At 44.5% G+C, this 19107-nt stretch carries 12 protein-coding genes; 5 read left to right on the top strand and 7 right to left on the bottom strand.

Features of this window, described 5'->3' with window-relative positions; genetic code table 11:
• Window positions 1-46: 46 nt before the first annotated feature.
• Window positions 47-544, top strand: a complete 498-nt coding sequence (locus MHI14_RS00600; protein WP_091035410.1) for a DinB family protein — start codon at window positions 47-49, stop codon at window positions 542-544.
• A gap of 248 nt (window positions 545-792) precedes the next feature.
• A complete protein-coding gene (locus MHI14_RS00595; RefSeq protein WP_341129686.1) occupies window positions 793-1863 on the top strand; it encodes an SDR family oxidoreductase in 1071 nt (356 codons plus the stop codon).
• 60 nt (window positions 1864-1923) lie between these two features.
• Here the strand turns inward: MHI14_RS00595 and MHI14_RS00590 are convergent, their stop codons facing one another.
• From MHI14_RS00590 to MHI14_RS00575, 4 genes are all read right to left on the bottom strand, one after another.
• The gene (locus MHI14_RS00590) at window positions 1924-2295 is read right to left on the bottom strand and encodes a winged helix-turn-helix transcriptional regulator (protein ID WP_340907546.1); all 372 of its coding nucleotides are present in this window, start codon (window positions 2293-2295) and stop codon (window positions 1924-1926) included.
• A gap of 31 nt (window positions 2296-2326) precedes the next feature.
• The gene (locus MHI14_RS00585; RefSeq protein WP_091035402.1) at window positions 2327-2746 is read right to left on the bottom strand and encodes a MarR family winged helix-turn-helix transcriptional regulator; all 420 of its coding nucleotides are present in this window, start codon (window positions 2744-2746) and stop codon (window positions 2327-2329) included.
• A 66-nt stretch (window positions 2747-2812) separates the two neighbouring features.
• Window positions 2813-3547: an SDR family NAD(P)-dependent oxidoreductase gene (locus MHI14_RS00580; protein WP_091035400.1), complete on the bottom strand. Its 735-nt coding sequence runs from the start codon at window positions 3545-3547 to the stop codon at window positions 2813-2815.
• A gap of 355 nt (window positions 3548-3902) precedes the next feature.
• Window positions 3903-4856 (bottom strand): SMI1/KNR4 family protein, encoded by a 954-nt coding sequence (locus tag MHI14_RS00575; protein WP_341129685.1) that lies wholly within the window; start codon window positions 4854-4856, stop codon window positions 3903-3905.
• Window positions 4857-5440: 584 nt separating this feature from the next.
• On the opposite strand from MHI14_RS00575, the gene MHI14_RS00570 reads away from it, so the two are divergent.
• Entirely contained in the window at window positions 5441-6226 is a 786-nt protein-coding gene (locus tag MHI14_RS00570; protein WP_341129684.1) for a hypothetical protein, read from the top strand.
• A 111-nt stretch (window positions 6227-6337) separates the two neighbouring features.
• Complete coding sequence (locus MHI14_RS00565; RefSeq protein ID WP_341129683.1) at window positions 6338-6958, top strand: hypothetical protein; 621 nt, start codon at window positions 6338-6340, stop codon at window positions 6956-6958.
• 757 nt (window positions 6959-7715) lie between these two features.
• Here the strand turns inward: MHI14_RS00565 and MHI14_RS00560 are convergent.
• The 3 genes from MHI14_RS00560 to MHI14_RS00550 all read right to left on the bottom strand — a co-directional run bounded on the left by MHI14_RS00560 (window position 7716) and on the right by MHI14_RS00550 (window position 15662).
• Window positions 7716-9824 (bottom strand): TerD family protein, encoded by a 2109-nt coding sequence (locus tag MHI14_RS00560; protein WP_249913122.1) that lies wholly within the window; start codon window positions 9822-9824, stop codon window positions 7716-7718.
• A gap of 337 nt (window positions 9825-10161) precedes the next feature.
• Entirely contained in the window at window positions 10162-14370 is a 4209-nt protein-coding gene (locus tag MHI14_RS00555; protein ID WP_341129682.1) for an S-layer homology domain-containing protein, read from the bottom strand.
• A gap of 155 nt (window positions 14371-14525) precedes the next feature.
• A complete protein-coding gene (locus MHI14_RS00550) occupies window positions 14526-15662 on the bottom strand; it encodes a response regulator (protein WP_341129681.1) in 1137 nt (378 codons plus the stop codon).
• Between the two features lie 177 nt (window positions 15663-15839).
• Between MHI14_RS00550 and MHI14_RS00545 the strand changes: the two genes are divergently transcribed.
• Window positions 15840-18929 carry a hybrid sensor histidine kinase/response regulator gene (locus MHI14_RS00545; RefSeq protein ID WP_341129680.1) on the top strand — a complete coding sequence of 1030 codons (3090 nt, stop codon included), beginning with the start codon at window positions 15840-15842 and terminating at the stop codon, window positions 18927-18929.
• Window positions 18930-19107: the final 178 nt, after the last annotated feature.

Genomic DNA, 19107 nt, shown 5'->3' with positions numbered 1-19107 from the left:
GAAGACAGGTTATCAGATCCGGTCTTGGAAGAGAGGAAGGTACCATATGTCAGATGTTAATCAAAGCTTTGGGCAAGCCCTTGTCAAATCATTAGTCGGGGAACGCGGTCATATCCGCATCGCCCGTGCTCTGCCCGATATCGATGTCACACTTGCTGCTCGTACGCACGATGCCATGCCATATACAATTTATCAGTTGGTGAAGCACATGCATTATTGGCAGCAATTCATGCTCGATCACTTGGAAGGACGCAAACCACAGCTCCCTGCTAACGTGAGTGAGAGCTGGCCTGAGGAGAAGGGTCCACAGGACGAAGCCACGTGGAAGGCAGATATTCAGGCATTCTTGGATGGGGTTGATCAAGCCGTAGCCATTGCCGAAAATGCACAATTAGATGATCCACTGCTCTATTTCCCGGGTGAAACTAAAGCAGGACTTTTGCGCAATATCGCATCCCATAACTCGTACCATCTGGGTGAGATTGTTCTGCTGCGTCGCTTCTACGGCGCATGGCCGCCTCCAGGTGGCGGATATCCGGCGTAAACCATATTTACAACAGATCTATTGAACGAATATACAGACACATCTAAGCTGTGAAAGGACGATTGTTCCTTTTACAGCTTCTTGTGGTTATAGGCAAGTAACATCCATTGAAGTGCCAATTATAACGCTCATATCCTGCTCCAGGCTCATATATTACTTCAAAGTACGTATATGACTTTGAGGTGCGTACTTCTCATCCTTCTTTTTCTGACCCACAATATGAACAGAAGAAGAGAGGAGCATGTCCATTGAAACCCGAACAATCCGTTCCCCGTTACACCGCACTTGTCATTGGTGCTGGAGGCGTCATTGGAAGAAACCTTATTGATTATCTGGTGACACTTCCGCAATGGAATGTCATTGGTGTATCTCGCCGCGGAGGAGAAGATGCCCCTGGATTACGTTATATATCAGCTGATTTACTGAACGAAGCAGACACACAAGACAAACTGAGTCATTTAACGACGGTTACGCATATTTTCTACGCCGCGTATCAGGATCGCCCAACTTGGGCCGAATTGGTACAGCCCAACCTGGCCATGCTCGTCAATGTGGTGAATACCATCGAACCGATCGCTCCAAATCTCCAACATATTAGCCTAATGCAAGGTTATAAAGTGTACGGTGCACATCTGGGGCCATTCAAAACTCCTGCCAAAGAAACGGACGCATATCATATGCCCCCTGAATTCAATGTCGATCAACAACAGTTTCTCGAGGATCGGCAACCCGGAAGCAGCTGGACCTGGTCAGCCCTGCGCCCTTCTGTTGTATGTGGATTCGCTCTGGGTAATCCAATGAACCTTGCCATGGTTATTGGCGTTTATGCGTCTATCTCCAAGGAACTTGGCTTGCCACTTCGATTCCCTGGGAAACCAGGAGCGTATCATTCGCTTCTTGAAATGACTGATGCGACATTGCTGGCTCATGCAACCGTATGGGCAGCAACCGAACCTCGCTGTGCCAATCAGGCATTTAATATCACCAATGGCGATCTGTTTCGCTGGAATGAACTATGGCCCAGAATCGCTGCATTTTTCGAATTGGAAACCGCACCTCCACTCCCCCTCTCACTTGCAACAGTGATGGCAGATAAAGAAAATCTTTGGAATTCCATGATTGAAAAGTATGGTTTGGTACACACCCCTTATGATGATGTCTCTTCTTGGGCATTTGGTGACTTTGTCTTCTCGTGGGATTACGATTTCTTCGCAGATGGTTCCAAAGCTCGCCGCTTCGGATTTCATGAATTCATTGACACGGAGACTATGTTTATGGATATTTTCAGAAATCTACGTGATCGCAAGATCCTTCCGTAAAGTAGATAAAATGCAAAATAAGCCGATTCCTGAATTGCAGAATCGGCTTATATAAGTCCCTCAACGGTCAGTAGTTGGCGGCTTAAACAGAATTTTCCCTCGATCACCATAAACATTCTCCACGTGTATATCGCCCCACCTACACATCAGATGAAGAATCTCTTTAAGACTCCATCCATACTCTGTTAACTCATACTCCACTTTAGGAGGAACCTGGTGATGTGAAATACGGGCAATAACCCCGGCCTCCGTTAGTTCACCAAGTTGCTGAGTCAACACTTTCTGGGTGATCGCGGGGATCAGTTTCATCAGCTCACCATTACGTTTCTTGCCAAAGGTAAGATGGAATAGAATAACAGGCTTCCACTTTCCCCCAATTACTTCAAGAAAAGCTTCAACTGCGGTGTTATATACTTTGAGCGGTTCCTCCATATCACCTTCTGTCTCCCTTCCAGGCTATTGCTCAATCTTCCCGATTCATCTTCTCAAAAATATGGACTAATTGCGCTCGATCCTCTTCGTTTAATTTCTGGAATAAATTCTTGCGCAGCTTCTGGCCCTCCAATATTGCTCTTCCGAGGACTTCGGCCCCTTTATCCGTAATGTTCAAATAAACAATGCGACGGTCCGCTTCATCTACCATTCTGACGACTAATTCCTTGGCTACCATCTTGTCAGATAAATAACTGAGTGTAGGCGGAGTGAACCCTAAAATTTTTGCAATATCCGAAGGTCGGCTTTTTCCATTTTGATGGAGATGGCTGAGTACAAGCACATGAGAGACACCGAGGTCCTCATTGAATGATTTGTTCCATTGTATGATCAATTTATTGGTGAAATTATCCATGTTGTGTATAAGCTCAAAAATGTTCTGTTCTTCCATTAGATCCTCCTCGAAAAAATAAACAACAGCCCTCATTTAACTTAAGGGCTGTCATCATTTTACACGCTATTGGGCTGAGTAGCCACCATCGATCACCAGTTCAGATCCTGTAATGTACGAAGAATCATCCGATGCCAGGAACAACGCCGCTTTGGCAATATCGCTTGCTTGGCCCAGACGCTGCAAAGGCGTTGCCTGAATTAATCGTTCAAGCAGTTCCTTGGATGTGTTCAAGGATTGGGTCATTGGTGTTTCGATGATCCCAGGAAAAAGAGCATTCACCCGAATACCTTGACGTCCGAAGGTGGTCGCAGCGGCTTTGGATAATGCACGTACCGCGCCTTTGGATGCCGAGTAATGGTTAAAGCCTTGTCCAATCAAAGCGGTGTATGATGAAATGTTAACGATGGAACCTTTCTTCTGGGCTGCCATATAAGGAGTGACATGTTTCATGCCAGCGAATGGGCCGAAGCCATTAATGGAGAGCATTTTCTCCCAATCCTGTGCATTGATTTCCTCAAACGGCTTTTCCGAAGAAATGCCTGCATTGTTGACCAGAATGTCAATTTTCCCAAAACGTTCATTCACTACTTTCGCCAGTGCCTGCCAACCTTCATCCGAAGATACATTCAACTTCATTCCGTACACATTCTCTTTTTGGCTGGCTTTCTCCAGTGCTTCCTCATTAATGTCTGCTGCAATGACGATGGCGCCTTCCTGTGCAAAAAGATCAACCATCCCCTCCCCGATTCCCGAGGCTCCGCCAGTAATAATGGCTACTTTATTATCTAATTTTCCCATGTGAATTGCTCCTAACGTATTTTATTTATTTGGAAGTAACAAGGGCTACTTTGTCTTTCATTCTTAACATGATGCTTAAGCCCTTTCTTGAAGAATCAAAGTATTTAGATGTATAATATTTAGATGACTAATTATTATATGTCTAAATACTAGCAAAGTAACTGCCTTAATGCAACGAGTACAGCTCTATATACTTATTTTGGATATCTTAGCGAAGCTAACGCAGTTGAAAAAAGCCCCTTATTGGCGACCATTTCCGCCTTATCACGCATAACTAGGCAACAAAAAAACTGCATCCGTCATTACGGATGCAGCCTTTTCAACGTTTCCTATAAAGAGAAGCTCATACCCTTACTTACAGTGAACCTTCAAGGTTTGCAGGTTGATTTTCCTCATTCAACAGACCTTGAATAAAGGTTTCAAAATTGGGCGCAAGCCAAGTGATCTTGTAACTTTCTTTTTTATCCACATGCACAACTTCGGGCTCACCAGCATTGCCGGATTCACGATAATCCAGCATCACCACCTCCGAATCGGAAGGGCACTCACAGATAACAACACCGATTTCGGGATAACCACCCTGTTCGATAATAAACCGGCTGCCAGCTTCACCACCTAATGAATGTGCTTTCTCCCGCCCAATACCCAATATACCCGCGACCTCAACGCGGACCTTCTTGGCAGCCTCTGCTTGGCTAACAGGAAAATACCGATAGTGGGGAACACCCCCATTATGTAATTTCATCATGTTAATATAGGATGTTGGCAGCTTGAAGACCAACTGCTCCTCCACTGACTCGACCTGTTCGTCGGTAGGCGGGGCCAACACATATTGATCCACGGCTTCAGCACTGTCATTCCAAAAACCCATTGGTTCCAGATGGCCAACACTAACAGGTGCGGTTGAGATTTCAGAGACAGATGGGACGGTATTCACGAGCTTCTCTACGGATTCCTCTGCTGTTTTGCTTCGAATCCATTCCAGAAACTCCAGCGTATCTTCATCCCCAGGGTCCAATTCATCCGCTCTTTCAAACGCCTGTAGCGCATGCGCATATTGCTCCAGATAATAATAAGCCAGTCCAATCCGATAATGCCAAAGTGGGTCACCTGTGCCCTCGTTAGCAACCGTCAGGAATTGTTCAACCGCTTCTTCATACTGTTCCAGGTTATTTAGCGCTCGTCCCAAATGGTTAACCAGCTCATAATCTCTTTCTTCCACAGGAATTGCTTGAATTGCATCTACAATTTCCTGAAATTCATCTTCTTCATGCCACTCTTGCAATTGAACCAACAGATCGTCTCTCATTCTCTTTTCCTCCCCGTTCATTCACTCATGATTACGTATTGAAAATTATACCACTATCCGGATCACCATCTCCAGGGGCAGGTAAGTTCTAAATTATAGTCTCAAAATCCCAGATACATTAGTATATTTGACTCATTTTCCGTCCATTAATTGACTTATATTGTCGAATACAGTCTGGTATAGCGAGATTATGTTATCGTTTTACTAGTGACGTATCTAGCCAAGCTAAGCTAGAAAGACTGTTTAATTTATTGTATCAAAGAAAGATTTTGAATTATGATACTAAGCTTCATTACCGAAAGAGTTTTCATAATGGGCAACATAATTCTCTATAAATATCCTGCGACCAATTTGTAAAAGTCATTAAATTTTATAAGCATTATAAGTAACTGGTTCAGAAATCCAAGATTCATTTTTAAGATGATTAATTTATGTCTTACTTCAAAAAAGTTATGCTTACCAATAAAATTGGAGTTTTTCAATATGCATGTTGTTAATAAATAATATTTTTTATAAAATATTTACAAAGCAAAAAAATACATATATGCTAATATATGAAAATAATAAATTTGTGGAGGAATATCATGAAAAAATTCAGATTATCATTTTTATTGGCTATCACTTTAGTTTTAAGCAGCTTCTCTGGGTTTGCTAGCGCGGATACAGAACAGGGGGCAGAAGACACCTTTCTTAAAATAATGAGGCAAGCTGATCAGTTAAAAGATAATGGTGCAACAGATAAAGTTATTGATAAATTTTTGAAATCTCAGGGTGTTGAAGTATTATCAAGCAATACAGTAACTTTAAATGAGAACGAAAATGAATTCGAAGCTAATGTCGGTGAATATAATGCGTTGAATATTGATCCTGGTGATAGAAAACTTACTACCCGAATCACAAAAGACAGTGGAAGATATTATGCTTGGGTTCAAATTGATAGACTCCCAACACTCCCTGCAAACGCGACTTTTGAAGATCATCCTGCCTCATATGATTTAGTATCAATTAACTGGAATCCAACTTATTTTAATTACGTTGCCAATGGAGTCACTAACAATAATATGTGGCTAGCGGACGCTGATTATAGAGACAAAGGTACCATTCTCTTTAATATTTACGACAACCTCGATCAGGGAAGTACCGTAAGTGCATATGCAAAGTTATCCGTAAAAAAGGTAGGCTCAACAACAACGGCAGTAAAATATACTCATACTTATGATAAAACTCAAGAGACCAAATCATATTCCGGAAATGCGAAATGGACTTGGGGCAGTCCACTCGAAGTAGGAGTATCATATACTGTAGCCTCAACACTTGTAGAAGCTAATTGGTCAAAGTCAGCAACTGCTAGTGTTAAGACTTCACTTTAATAAATAGCAAAGTATAAATATAATAAAGTAAATGGAAAAATATTATATACTATATTTTTCCATTTACTTTATTCTGTTTAAAAATATAAGTTATATTGAGGAGAATGGGATTTGAAAAAAGTTAAAGTATATCAGTGGGTATTCATAACAATCGTCGTGATTTTAGTATCAAATATTATACAATTTTATATCTTCAACAACAAAAACACTGAACAGAAAGGAACTATTACCTTTCAACCAATTTATGAGAGTAAATACAATATATACGCAGATTATTCGAATCGAGTACAAAATGTATATAGATTTTTAATTCAATTAGATAATACCAAAACACCCAATGATAGTTATTTGCTCTCTGAGGGCTTTATCACTGGAATGAGTGCAGATTATTACACCTATTTGGAGTCATTGATAAGGAATATAGATAGTGCCGATTACAATGAAGAGCTAAATCACATTATTGAAACAAACAAGAATTTACAACTAATGATTTATGAGTTAAAAAACTATTTTGTTGCACATCAGAACGCTGATACCTTCCCCGAAGGTTGGGGAAAAATTAAAGCGTTGCTTAAAGAGACCTGTTTGCAATTGGCTTCAGAATCATCAAAAGATACAAATTTGTATAACATAACAAGTTATCCAGAAAATTTCATTACAAAGTCTGATTATCCAACCACCATGGCATCTCTAAATCAAAAATTTGCTACACTCGTTAACTTATTACACTAATTTAAATCTCTGTTTATACTTTTTATTTGGGCGTGTCTTCAAACTGATAAAAAATTGTAATATATGGCTTAATTATATTAACTAAATACGCGATACGAAAGACAATGGGGGCAAACTTAAGATTTATTCCACCTGAACGAAAACCACAAGGAGGGCGTCCCGCAGCTGACGACGCTGGCAGAAAGCGGGTATTTGGGATGAAGTGTTAAAGCATGTTTCCCTATATTCTGACCAGGCAAGTGTCAAGATTGATGCCAAGATAGTGCGAGTTCACCTGCATGAATCAGGCGTAAAAGGTGGCTGATCGCATTCAAATTAAGTACACGAGCAATGATCATTACTATCTCTGCACGCGAGACTTCCCATTCGGCTTGAAGGTTCCATTGGTATATCATGCGTCACTGTTGTTGATCATATTACCCTCACCAAAAGCAAATTCGTATCACTTTCCAATGTACCTCTGTTAACTCAGGTACCACCAAAATACTTATTAACTCCTTGCAGCTTCAGACATATTGCATCAACTGCTGATTTTCCATATCCTTAGTGCCTGCTCCTGCAGTACACGGATTTCAATAAAATCAAGCGGAGAATGCATTCCAATCCGATCGTGGCCCATCTCCGAAGTGCGGGTCACCATTAAACAAGTAGGCCAGATACAAGTACTACAAGATATGAGACCTGCCTTGTTAATCTTAATAGAATTGTCATACCTTTTATCTTCTGTCTTCATCTCAATTTACCTGTGCGACTAAACTCAAACCAGATACTCCGCCATAATCTGCTCGATATCATACGGCGTAACGCCTTGATCCACCGAATAGATCGTATCCGCCTGATCTATTGTATCCACCAGTTCTCCTCTAGCTTTGGCATGGAGCATGAACAAGTCATGCAGATCGGGTTTGCGTAAAGTCGTCAGTGCTTTGCCCATCAGGACCATGCCTTTTTGATTGCCTTCCACATTATTGTAGTAATCCGGGTGGCTTGTCAGCGCCAGGTCTGTCCAGATGACGGTACGTTCAACCAGATCCATAATGACAGGGATCGCAATCTGCGTATCTGCGGTAATATCGATTTTGTTAGCTACGGTTGACGGCTCGAAGATCTCGCCAGAACCCGGCTTCTTCCGCATCATCCACCCTACAAAACATTCCGGCAGATCACAGTACGGATGACTGGTAAACGAAAGCAGTGTTGCCACAACATATCGTCCACCATAAGCCACGATGGATGGAATATGCAGATCAATGAACTCACTTGCTCCGTTAGGTGCAGTCACGATATCTCCGCTATGGACAGCCTTATAGTTAGAGGATCGCAGATTCGTATAGGAGATATGCTCCACATAGTTCCAGTCCTTATCATACATCACCGCAGACAAGTCAATGTCCACGCGCCCTGTAGACTTTCCATCCACGTCCCCCTCTTTCCACCAGTTGAAGAAACGGATGGTATCACCCTCCGCCATCGGCACACGACTTCCACGAACGATGGTATGCAGAGCCTTGCTCGCCGATCTCTGGGAAAAGGGCACCAGATAATCATGAAGCTGTGGATCGACATATGTCTTCCCAAGCGGGGAAAGGTGTGCGAATCGCTCTACCAGCGCCTGCTCGCACAATTGCACGACATCCTGACACGTGACTTCATTGATGTCTGGCAGCTCATTCGGAACAGCAAAAGCTTTGGCTACATTGCCTTTTGGGAAGAAGACACGCAGATCCTGCGGTTCATTACGGCGGGCAAAATGCTGTCGTACCTGCAATAACACCGGGGTGGATACTTGCTCCAGTACCTCACCAAATGCCAGCAGTACATACGTTTCATCTTCGGTCATCCGCAACAAGTGATCCAGTCTTCTCGCGAATTCACCTGGACGCTGTGACAACAGATCGATCAGACTCCAGACATTCCGATATTGGAAGGCAAGTTCCACACTTCCGTTGAAGGTCGAATACGGCTTATTATTACGCAAAATATCAAAGGCTTCTTCGCATCGCGGATACCGAAGCTTATATTCCGATGGATGCAGAATTTCGCCAAGGCGAATCCAGCGATCCTTATATCGCAGCATATCCTCCGTGATGGAGCCACATTGCTCCAGCAATCCGAGCAAAAGGCGTCTCTCACGCCGTTTGAATTTTCGGAAGGGAGACGCTACTGCCAGGCTGACATCACCATTGGACCAGGCGACAGCCAGACGGAGGACATCACTTGCCGTTTTGAAATACGGACTAATTCGGTCGAGGTTCGCTTTTTCATGCTTCAACAGCGAGGCGACCACAAAGCCCACATTTTCTTTGAACGGAATCTCAGCAGGTAGAATCGCATCCACTTCACTTGGGTCTGCATGCTCCAATACCATGTCGATATCCGCCTTGTCCGTTTCCGAGATGGAACCTTTTGCTTCAATGATCTGACGGATGAGCGTCTGGAATGCTTGCTGGTTTCCCAAACCAATGACTTTCAAGTCCGTCTTCTCCAGCAAAGGCATTCTTTCCACAGATTGTTGATCCGGATAGACCACAGTCAGGTTGGTCAGATAATGAATAATCGCATTGAGATATAACTCGGCCTCATCCGCTTGCATCACCTGCATTGGGAATCCAGCATACATCGGTGTGTACTTCACATGTGCGCCGACCATGACTCTTAGATCAGCCACGAGTTGAATATATACTGTTTCAAACTGTTCCTTGGACAGCTGCCGCATCGCTTGAATCAACTCATCCGAGAAGGTGTATCCGAGTGCTTCAATATTTTTGAGGGCAGTCGCCAGGTGTGTCTTCGGCAACTGTTGCTTCCCTTCGTTTGATTCAATAATGAGTTTGTTCGCTCTGCGCAAATAGATTGTATTGTTCATGATAAAAGAGTCCAGGAAAGCCATATTCCTATTAACATTTGGTAGATGGCTTTAGAAGGAAGGAATATGATAGCCTGGACGCCTCCTCTCTGAAATGAAATCTTCAGGAGAGCTGCGACCCTATGATCTCCAATGATTGTAGAAGGAAGGATCGCAATAGCCTGAAGGCCAGCGGTTCAAAGTTTGTCACCCGAACCTCTGGTGAACCCATCATCTCAGATTCCATGATCTGCCAACAGGGCGAAAGTATTACGACATGAATTTAAGAATTTAATGAAAATAGAAAAAAGCCTTTGCCGACCCCCAATGTCAGCAAAGGCTTTTCCGTATAGATGTGTTACTTATCAATCAGGTTTGTTACTTTCAACATTCTTGCAATCAATGCAGTGACCTCAGCACGGGTCATCGTGGTCTTCGGACTCAGAACCTCTGGCCCATTACCTTGGATGATCCCCGCTGCAATCAACTGGGCTACATCTTCTTTTGCCCAATTCGATACATCGGCTGCATCACTGTAACGCTCCAGTTCAGAGTTCATCTGTTCCGGGCTGATTGCCGCTTTTGGTTCAATCAGACGGTAGGCACGAGCGACCATGGCAAATCCTTGCTCACGTGTGATCTCCTGATTACCGTAGAAGTTCCCATTATCGTAACCGCGAACAATACCGAATTCATTCGCAAGAGCTACCGCATTGCGGAACCACGCCGAATCGTTAACGTCAGGGAATAGATTCTGTGGTGCATTCTGACGCATTAAGCCCAGTCCAAGTACAACAATCTCGGCAAATTCGGAACGAGTAACCTGACGGTTCGGGGAGAACGTGTTATCTCCGTTACCTTTCAGATCTAATCTCGCAGCGATGTTGTTCACATCAGTTTTACCCCAATGGGATCTGGCATCTTCAAAATCCTGCGGGTTCCAGATAACCGAGTAACTTCCGCTGCTGCGCAAGTCATTAATGAGTGCATAGTAACGACTATCGATCTTGGTAACAACCGTTGGCACATGGAAGATGCTGCCGTCCGAGTTGATGATTACGCCTGTTGTAATCCGGTTCGGGTCGATGCCTTCCGGAAGCGCAATATACTTCGGTGCGTATCCGTTCAGTTGCCCGGATCTGACCGTTTGTCCATCTTTCGTAAAGGTGAGATCCAGATCAACCGGTGTGACAAGTAGCTCGTATCCTTGGGATGCGGCTCTTGTTTCGGCGCTGTCAATCAACGTATCCGATGAACGTGCGATGTTAATATGGACATCAATATCATTCAACGCTGCATTACCAAGCTGTCCAGATACACCGGTTAAGTCCATTTTACCGCCAGGTACCGGATAGATCGCCAGCGGATTGCTAATGTTCAATCTGGAACCTTGATCTACTAATTGTTTCAGTGTTTCGAGGGTTAAACCGTCCACCTTCATATTCCCATCATTCGGTGAATGAATGGCGAACTGCTGCCCTGTGCCTTGTGACATGGCAACATTCAGCTTGGCTGGATCAACTTGAACCAACGTTTCTTTGTTGTTAGATGGTTTGGATGTAGCAAATGGTTGATGGCTACCATCCCGAGTTGTCTCCAAATTATCCTTCACGGGTGCCGGCGTTGGCGTTGGTACTGGCGCAGGTGTAGGTGCTGGTGTGCTTCCACTGTTACCTCCCGTATTTCCGCCGCCATTGTTGCCTCCACCATTGTTACCATTGTCATTGGATGCTCTAGTCACGTTAATTTTATACTCCGTAACGTGGCCAAGTGAATCCGTTACTCTAACAACGATCTTATTTCCGCCAACTTGGAGTGGTAGATTCTCACTTACAGCACCACTTGAAATCTCGTTCCATTCTCCATCTCCAACAGCTATTTCAATCTTCGCAAGTGGATCAAGTGCCGTTGGCGTTAGCTGGAATTGATATACGCTATTCGGAACAGAAATGGTGTAGGTATCTTTAGCCGGATCAAAGGCCGGAGACAAGCTTCCCACGGAAGGGACCAATGTTTGCAAGGTAGATGCATCCGTACCAATCACTTTGGTAAGTCCTGTTCTTGCATCAGTCAGATCTTGAAGTGCCTTATCTACCTGCGCTTGAGTTACTGTCGGATCAGCCAACACTCGCTCTGCTTCGTTCATCGCATCATTGAGTGCTCCCCAGCTCGCTGGCGTATACTCTGACTCTTCCAGGCTTTCACCTGTAATTTCAGTTACTTTCGCTTGCAAAGCTGATTTATCTACAACTGGTACAGATGTTGTAGGGATTAGACCCGTTCTTGCATCTGTCAGATCCAAAAGTGCCTTGTCTACCTGCGCTTGGGTCGCTGTCGGATCATTCAACACTCGTTCTGCTTCATTCATCGCATTATCCAGTGCTGTCCAGCTCGCTGGTGTGTACGCTGACTCTTTCAGGCTTTCACCTGTAATTTCAGTTACTTTCGCTTGCAAAGCTGATTTATCTACATCTGGTACAGATGTTGTAGGGATTAGGCCCGTTCTTGCATCTGTCAGATCCAAAAGTGCCTTGTCTACCTGCGCTTGGGTTGCCGTCGGATCATTCAGCACTCGCTCTGCTTCATTCATCGCATCATCGAGTGCTGTCCAGCTCACTGGCGTGTACGCTGACTCTTTCAGGCTTTCACCTGTAATTTCAGTTACTTTCGCTTGCAAAACTGATTTATCTACAACTGGTACAGATGTTGTAGGGATTAGGCCCGTTCTTGCATCTGTCAGATCCAAAAGTCCCTTGTCTACCTGCGCTTGGGTCGCTGTCGGATCATTCAACACTCGCTCTGCTTCGTTCATCGCATTATTCAGTGCTGTCCAGCTCACTGGTGTGTACTCAGATTCCTCTAGACCCTCGCCTGTAACTTCAGTTACTTTGGCTTGCAACAAGGACTTGTCTACCTTTGTCACAGCATTTTCGCTAAAACTTTGAGCTGGGGCACCGTTAGTCCCTTTTAGATTACCATCTTCAATATCGTAAGAAACGATCACTGATGCATTGGAAGGGATAATCTGACTCGTTTTTAACTTCAATGTCTTGCTGTTCTCTCCTCGTTCGAAACTGTCGATCGTGATTGGTTGGCCGTTGATCTCCAGTTTGAAGCCAGTTAAACTTGCTATATTCGAAAAATCGAGCTCCTCATCGAACGTTACAATAACCTCATCTTCTGTCACAGACACATTACTTACATTTGCGCTTGTGAATTTTGGTGCCCACGCACTGAACGTGAAATACTCTCCGTCTTTTAATGCCGCCTTGGCTGTATAATGTGGAATTCCATTTACATCTTTGAGGCTCAATTCATAGCCAGATGCATCTGTAAAATCTTCACTGTCACTTACCAGTAATTGATAACCTGCTGGAACTGACACTTCCGGGATACCAATCTCCACTTCACCCACGTTATTCGTATTCTGCACTTTCCAAACTCTTTGCGCATGATATTGTCCCGGTTTATTTATAGACTGATCATAGGTCAATGGCAGACCGTTATCCGCCCATACGAAATATTGCTGATCCGTCAAAATGCTGGAATTATCTGCATTTGTAGCAGCCAGCGTGTTAACACCTACGGCGACTTGTGGTACTCCAGCATTGATGCTTAAGCTTTGTTTTTGATTCAAGCCCTGTGCTTCATCTTTGCCGATTCCTGCAATATTGTGCTTATACTTGGAATCGACAGTCCACACTTCACTTCCGTTAGTTGAAAGATAAGGACTTGCTCCGTTGTTGAGCGTAATGCCATATTTAATGGCTAGATAAGACTCAATTTTTGAAGCATCCATAGCTGTCTGATTGTCATACAAAATAATCTCAGCAACATCAGCTACAAGACCACCCCAGTTATAAGTGGCACTTCCGCCGTTGGTAGCACCTATAACAGGAGTAAAGTTAATCTCTCCAAAGACCCCTTTCCGACTGAAGCTAGCTTCAACACCATCTACTCGTGCTGTATGATTATTATTACTTACGATATCAAAGTTCACGATCTGAGCTCTACTTCTATCCACCAGATTGAAATAGTCATAAACACCATCGACGCCAATACCTGAGGCAAAATTGTTTCCATATCCACCCATTATAATGACGCCATTGGTTCCTGTAGGAGTAGTCGCTCCGACAAGAGCTCCCCCGTTGTTATTTTTATAAACGGCATAGCCAGATTGGAATTTAATTGGTTTGTCACCTACCAGCTTTACGGAGCTACTATAGTGGCCCCCACCTGTCGGATTGTTGAATTTTACACTGGGGTTAAAGTTAATTCCTCCCGGATTATAACTCGGTGCTGTCTTCCCAGAAGGAATAACCAGGTCAAATTCTACCTCGTTAGCTGATTGGTCCTTCCAATCGGTCAGTAAACCTTCCACCGTATCAGCATCCGAGTCTGCTTTCAGCCATAACACAGGTTCAAGACCCGTTCCCCCTGGAACAGGGCTGCTAGCTGCGCTTACTCTCTCTGAACCAATTGAAGAGATGAATGTGCTTAATAACAACATGCTAACTACGGACACTTTAAATCCTTTTTTCCACTTCTTACTGTACAAAAACGACATACTTATCCTCCCTCTTTTACATTTCGCATAATATCGACCCTCATCTTGCTTATTCTACACATAGCCTCTTACCAAACTCTTACCAAACTCCTCGCTAACAAATACAACAAAAAAAACAGCCTCGCAAGTGAAGCTGCGAGGCTGAATATTTTCAATTAAATATTTGAATTTTTCCATTGTTGGTACCATAACTCAACTTCCAGGCCGGGACGTATACCTGCCTCTTGCTCTAAAGCGATAACCAACTGGTTATATTGAGCGACCACAGGATCTTTATTGCCTAATCGATCGTAGGTCTTCATTAAGGCCAGTCCGACTTCCTCCAATGATGGCTCGAATTGCTGTACCCGGTGATATACCGTGAGTGCTTCCGTATTCTGTCCCAGTTCGATGTAATATTGTGCGAGTTTCATGGCGTGGTTACGCCAGAGTGCATGCAATCGTTCGCGCTCCAACTCAGCCCATACATAATCGTCTTCACTATAATATTTGCCCTCATATTGATCTGAGGTCTGCCGATGTTCAGCTATTGTAGACGAAGATAATAGAGGCAATCGGTTAAGACGACTTTCCCATTCTTCCACATCAACCCTGAACTCTCCTGTTTCCAATAGATATCCAAACTGTTGATAACGAATGACCATCTTGTCCTCACCCATGGATTCGTTCATCATGCTGCGTAAGCGATGGATGCCACTGTGCAGATTGGATATACCTCTCCGCTCATCCAACTCTGGCCACAACAGCTCGAGTAACGTATCCCGTTTAATCGGTTTGTTCCGATGGTGAAGCAAATAGGCGAATAACTCTCTAATCTTGGTTGTTCTGAACTTCATATGTTTTGGCGGCTCATTTGGGTGCAGTTGGACTTGGAGCATCCCCAGACAACGGATCAACATGGATGGCCCTTCTGCTATATTCAGACTTGCTGACACCGTTCGGCGTTGATACATCTTCATCGTTTTTTCCAAACGGTCACGCGTTACAGGCTTCATGATATAGTCCAGCACTTCAAGCCCATAGGCCGTCAGTGCATGTTCGTTATAGGCTGTTGTGAAAATAACCTCTGTTCCAGGGGAAACCTCATGGATACGTTCGGTCGCCTCAATCCCGTTCATCCCCGGCATCTGAACGTCCATGAAGACGATTTCCGGCAGATGAAGTTTGATCTGATCGATGGCTTCCTGTGCCGTCAGAAAAGAGCCGATAACTTCGCAATCCTCTCTCTCTAGCAACAGTTTGTTCAACCTGCTCAGAGCGAGATATTCATCATCTACCAAAATCACTCTCATATGCACAACTCCTCTGGCTCACTGATCACCCTTTAATCTATAATTTTACCATAAATCCTGACGTGGGACCGCTATCATTTAAATATAGAATCTATGTTCCGGTATTCAAAAAAATGTTCATCTTTGGCAGAGGGCATGCAGGAATTTGAAGTAAACTGTCGAAAACTAAAGTCTGCCATGAAACCAATAACCTATAAAAAGATACCCCGATATGTAGTGCTGTCGATTCTATTTCTAACTATTCTACTTGGCTTTCGCTGGATATGGTCCGAGACTTTCACTATACCCGCACATCCTGAACCCATTGAAGGCGTGTTGGACCTTCGAGGCTGGGACCTCGCCACCACTTCACCCATATCCCTAGATGGAGAATGGGAGTTTTATCCCCAAGCGTTAATCTCTAATTCTGATGCGAAAATAGCGGATAACCTATCCTCATGGATTCAAGTTCCCGGTGACTGGCGTAATGCATTACCAAAATCCTCATCGTCGTTCGGATACGGAACGTACCGTCTTCGTATACTTTTAGATCCATCTGTGGAGGAAGTCTCTCTCTGGGCTCAGAAAATCCAGACATCATCGATCATCGAGATGAACGGGACCATTGTTGCCGAATTCGGCCAACCTGCCACTCATGCCGAAGCCTATCGACCAGAAAGGACTGCATTTACGACTTCCTATGTGCTTGAGGGTTCTACCGAACTCAATCTTTTGGTGCAGACAGCCAATTTTGACGATCCTTATAGTGGAGGGATCACACGCTCTCTCTATTTTGGTTCTCCAGAAGCCATTGGAAGTGAACGAGGACTATCCATTGACTTGCAAAAGATTACATTCGCCATACTGATTTTGCACAGCCTATACGCTTTTGTCATGTTTCTGTTTATCCGAAAGGAACGAGCTCTGCTGACGTTCTCGATGCTGACACTGGTAGCTGGCCTAACGGTCGTCTCCGACCATGACAGTCTGTTATTGGGTTGGATTCCACTCAACTTCACTTGGATCGTTAAGGCCAAAGCGTTGTCCTATCCGTTGTTCGCATTCTTTCTTTTACAGATGGCTAGGAGCTTCTCCCATAATCTACAATGGCGTAAACTGTTCCGTATCTATGCCAGCGTGCTTGGCGTTTACTGTTTATTTTTGCTCGTTGCACCAGTGACCCTGATCTATCATGTACTTGAGATTGGGCTTTCTGATTTCCTTTATCTGTTTGCCATCGGCTGGTCTGTCTACCTATTCTTCCGAATGGCAGCCGAGAAACGAAGCGACGCAAGCTTTTTGCTCTTTGCGGCTACTAGCAGCCTATCAAGCGTGTTATGGGGAATTGTGAACTCACATAGCGAAATTACCAACGTGTATTATCCGATCGATGTGATCGCGGCCATGTTTGGCTTCTCCGCCTATTGGTTTAGAAAATACTTCCGCAATTCAAGTGAGATCGAGAAGTTGTACGAACAACTCAAAGAGGAGGATCGCCAGAAGGATCAGTTTCTTGTGAATACGGCTCATGAGTTGCGTACACCGCTGCACGGGATCATCAATATCGCCGAGAGCATCGCAGTCCGTGAACGGCGTAAATCAGGTGGGCAGCAGGCAGAAGACATGAAGCTCTTAGTTACCATCGGCCGACGCATGTCCCAACTGGTTGATGACCTCTTGGATGTTATTCGTTTGAAGGAAAAACGCATTACGCTTCAGAAGAAATCTTTATCTCTTGCATCTGTCATTCCTGGCGTGATCGGTATGTTCCGATTCATGGCAGAGGGCAAGCCCATCCATATGCAGGTGGATATTCCAGATTCACTGCCGTTGATTCAGGCCGATGAGAGAAGACTTGTTCAGGTGCTCTACAACCTGTTGCATAATGCGCTCAAATTTACCGATGAGGGTACAATTACCGTGTCCGTTCGGGAACATGGAGAGTACGTCTTGATTCAAGTTTCAGATACAGGTGTTGGTATGAGTGAGGAGATACAACAGCGAATATTCGAGGCGTATGAACAAGGGACCCCAGAGGCTCGTTTAAGCGGAGGAATCGGCCTCGGTCTCAATATTAGCAGGCAGCTCACAGAACTCCATGGCGGCCAACTCACCGTGCAATCCGTACCTGGGCAAGGATCCACCTTCCAGATCTCGCTTCCACGGGAAGACACCGCATCGCTATCGGACCAGACTGAGCAGCAATGGGACGCTCACAGCTTCGATGAAATTGCGATTGCAGAGCCACAGCAGCAGACCATATCTCAGGATAAGACTGCCGCCCGTATTCTTGCCGTCGATGATGATCCTGTAAACCTGCGAGTACTGATCTCCATGCTTGCGAATGAACCTTACCATATTCAACCTGCAGCCTCGGCGCTTGAAGCACTTGAATTGCTGGATAAGGAGCCTTGGGACTTACTAATTGCCGATGTCATGATGCCTCATATGTCCGGTTATGAACTGACCGAGAACGTACGCAAGCGTTATTCGGTATCGGAGCTTCCCATCCTGTTGTTGACGGCTCGTAACGAACCAGCTGATGTGTACGCCGGATTCATGGCCGGTGCAACGGACTATGTCACCAAGCCCGTGGATGCCGTTGAATTAAGGCATCGCATCGGGTCTCTGATCGTACTGAAACAATCTATTGATGAGCGACTGCGCATGGAGGCTGCTTACTTACAAGCACAGATTCAGCCCCATTTTCTTTTTAATACGCTCAATTCAATCATGGTTCTTAGTGAGATGGACACGGAGCGAATGCAGAAACTGGGCGATGCTTTTATCGAGTATCTTCAGACCAGCTTTCATTTTGTTAACTCGGAGAAAATGGTTGAGGTCACTCATGAGTTGGATCTCTCCCGTGCCTATCTCTACATTGAGAAAGAACGATTCATGCATCGGTTGAACGTCATCTGGGATATTCCCGATGATCTTGATCTATCCCTGCCGCCACTCACCATTCAACCGCTCATTGAGAATGCTGTTCGACATGGTATTCTCAGCAAAGTTGAGGGTGGAACCGTGCATATCCGAATCATCAACCAAACCAACGGTACCTTGATCGAAATCGAGGATGACGGTGTTGGGATGCAGCCCGAGCAGATCGAACGGGCACTGGCTTGGCCCAAGAAAGGTTCCGGCGGAACTGGAGGTATTGGATTAACCAATACACATCGCCGGTTAACCCAGATGTACGGACAAGGTTTGACCATCGTCAGCTCGCCGGGTCAAGGCACGAAAGTTTCCTTTGTCATCCCTTTGGACCGCAGCACAAGATTCTGAGCGATAAGATCGCTCTATGACTCTACAGTGGACATACTGTACTGTACGATCCGTATCCAGATGCTTAGGTGTAAGGTCTAGAGGAACGCGATGGTAGCGGACATGTTCATGTTCAATTCCAAATTCAAGCTCACGATCAAGTTCTGATATACGAAATAAACCTAAAAAAGAGAGCTAG

Origin of the sequence: Paenibacillus sp. FSL K6-2393 (assembly GCF_038002545.1) — a bacterium.
In the GTDB taxonomy this organism is placed as follows: Bacteria; Bacillota; Bacilli; order Paenibacillales; family Paenibacillaceae; genus Paenibacillus.
This window is presented reverse-complemented; position numbering and strand designations above follow the sequence as displayed.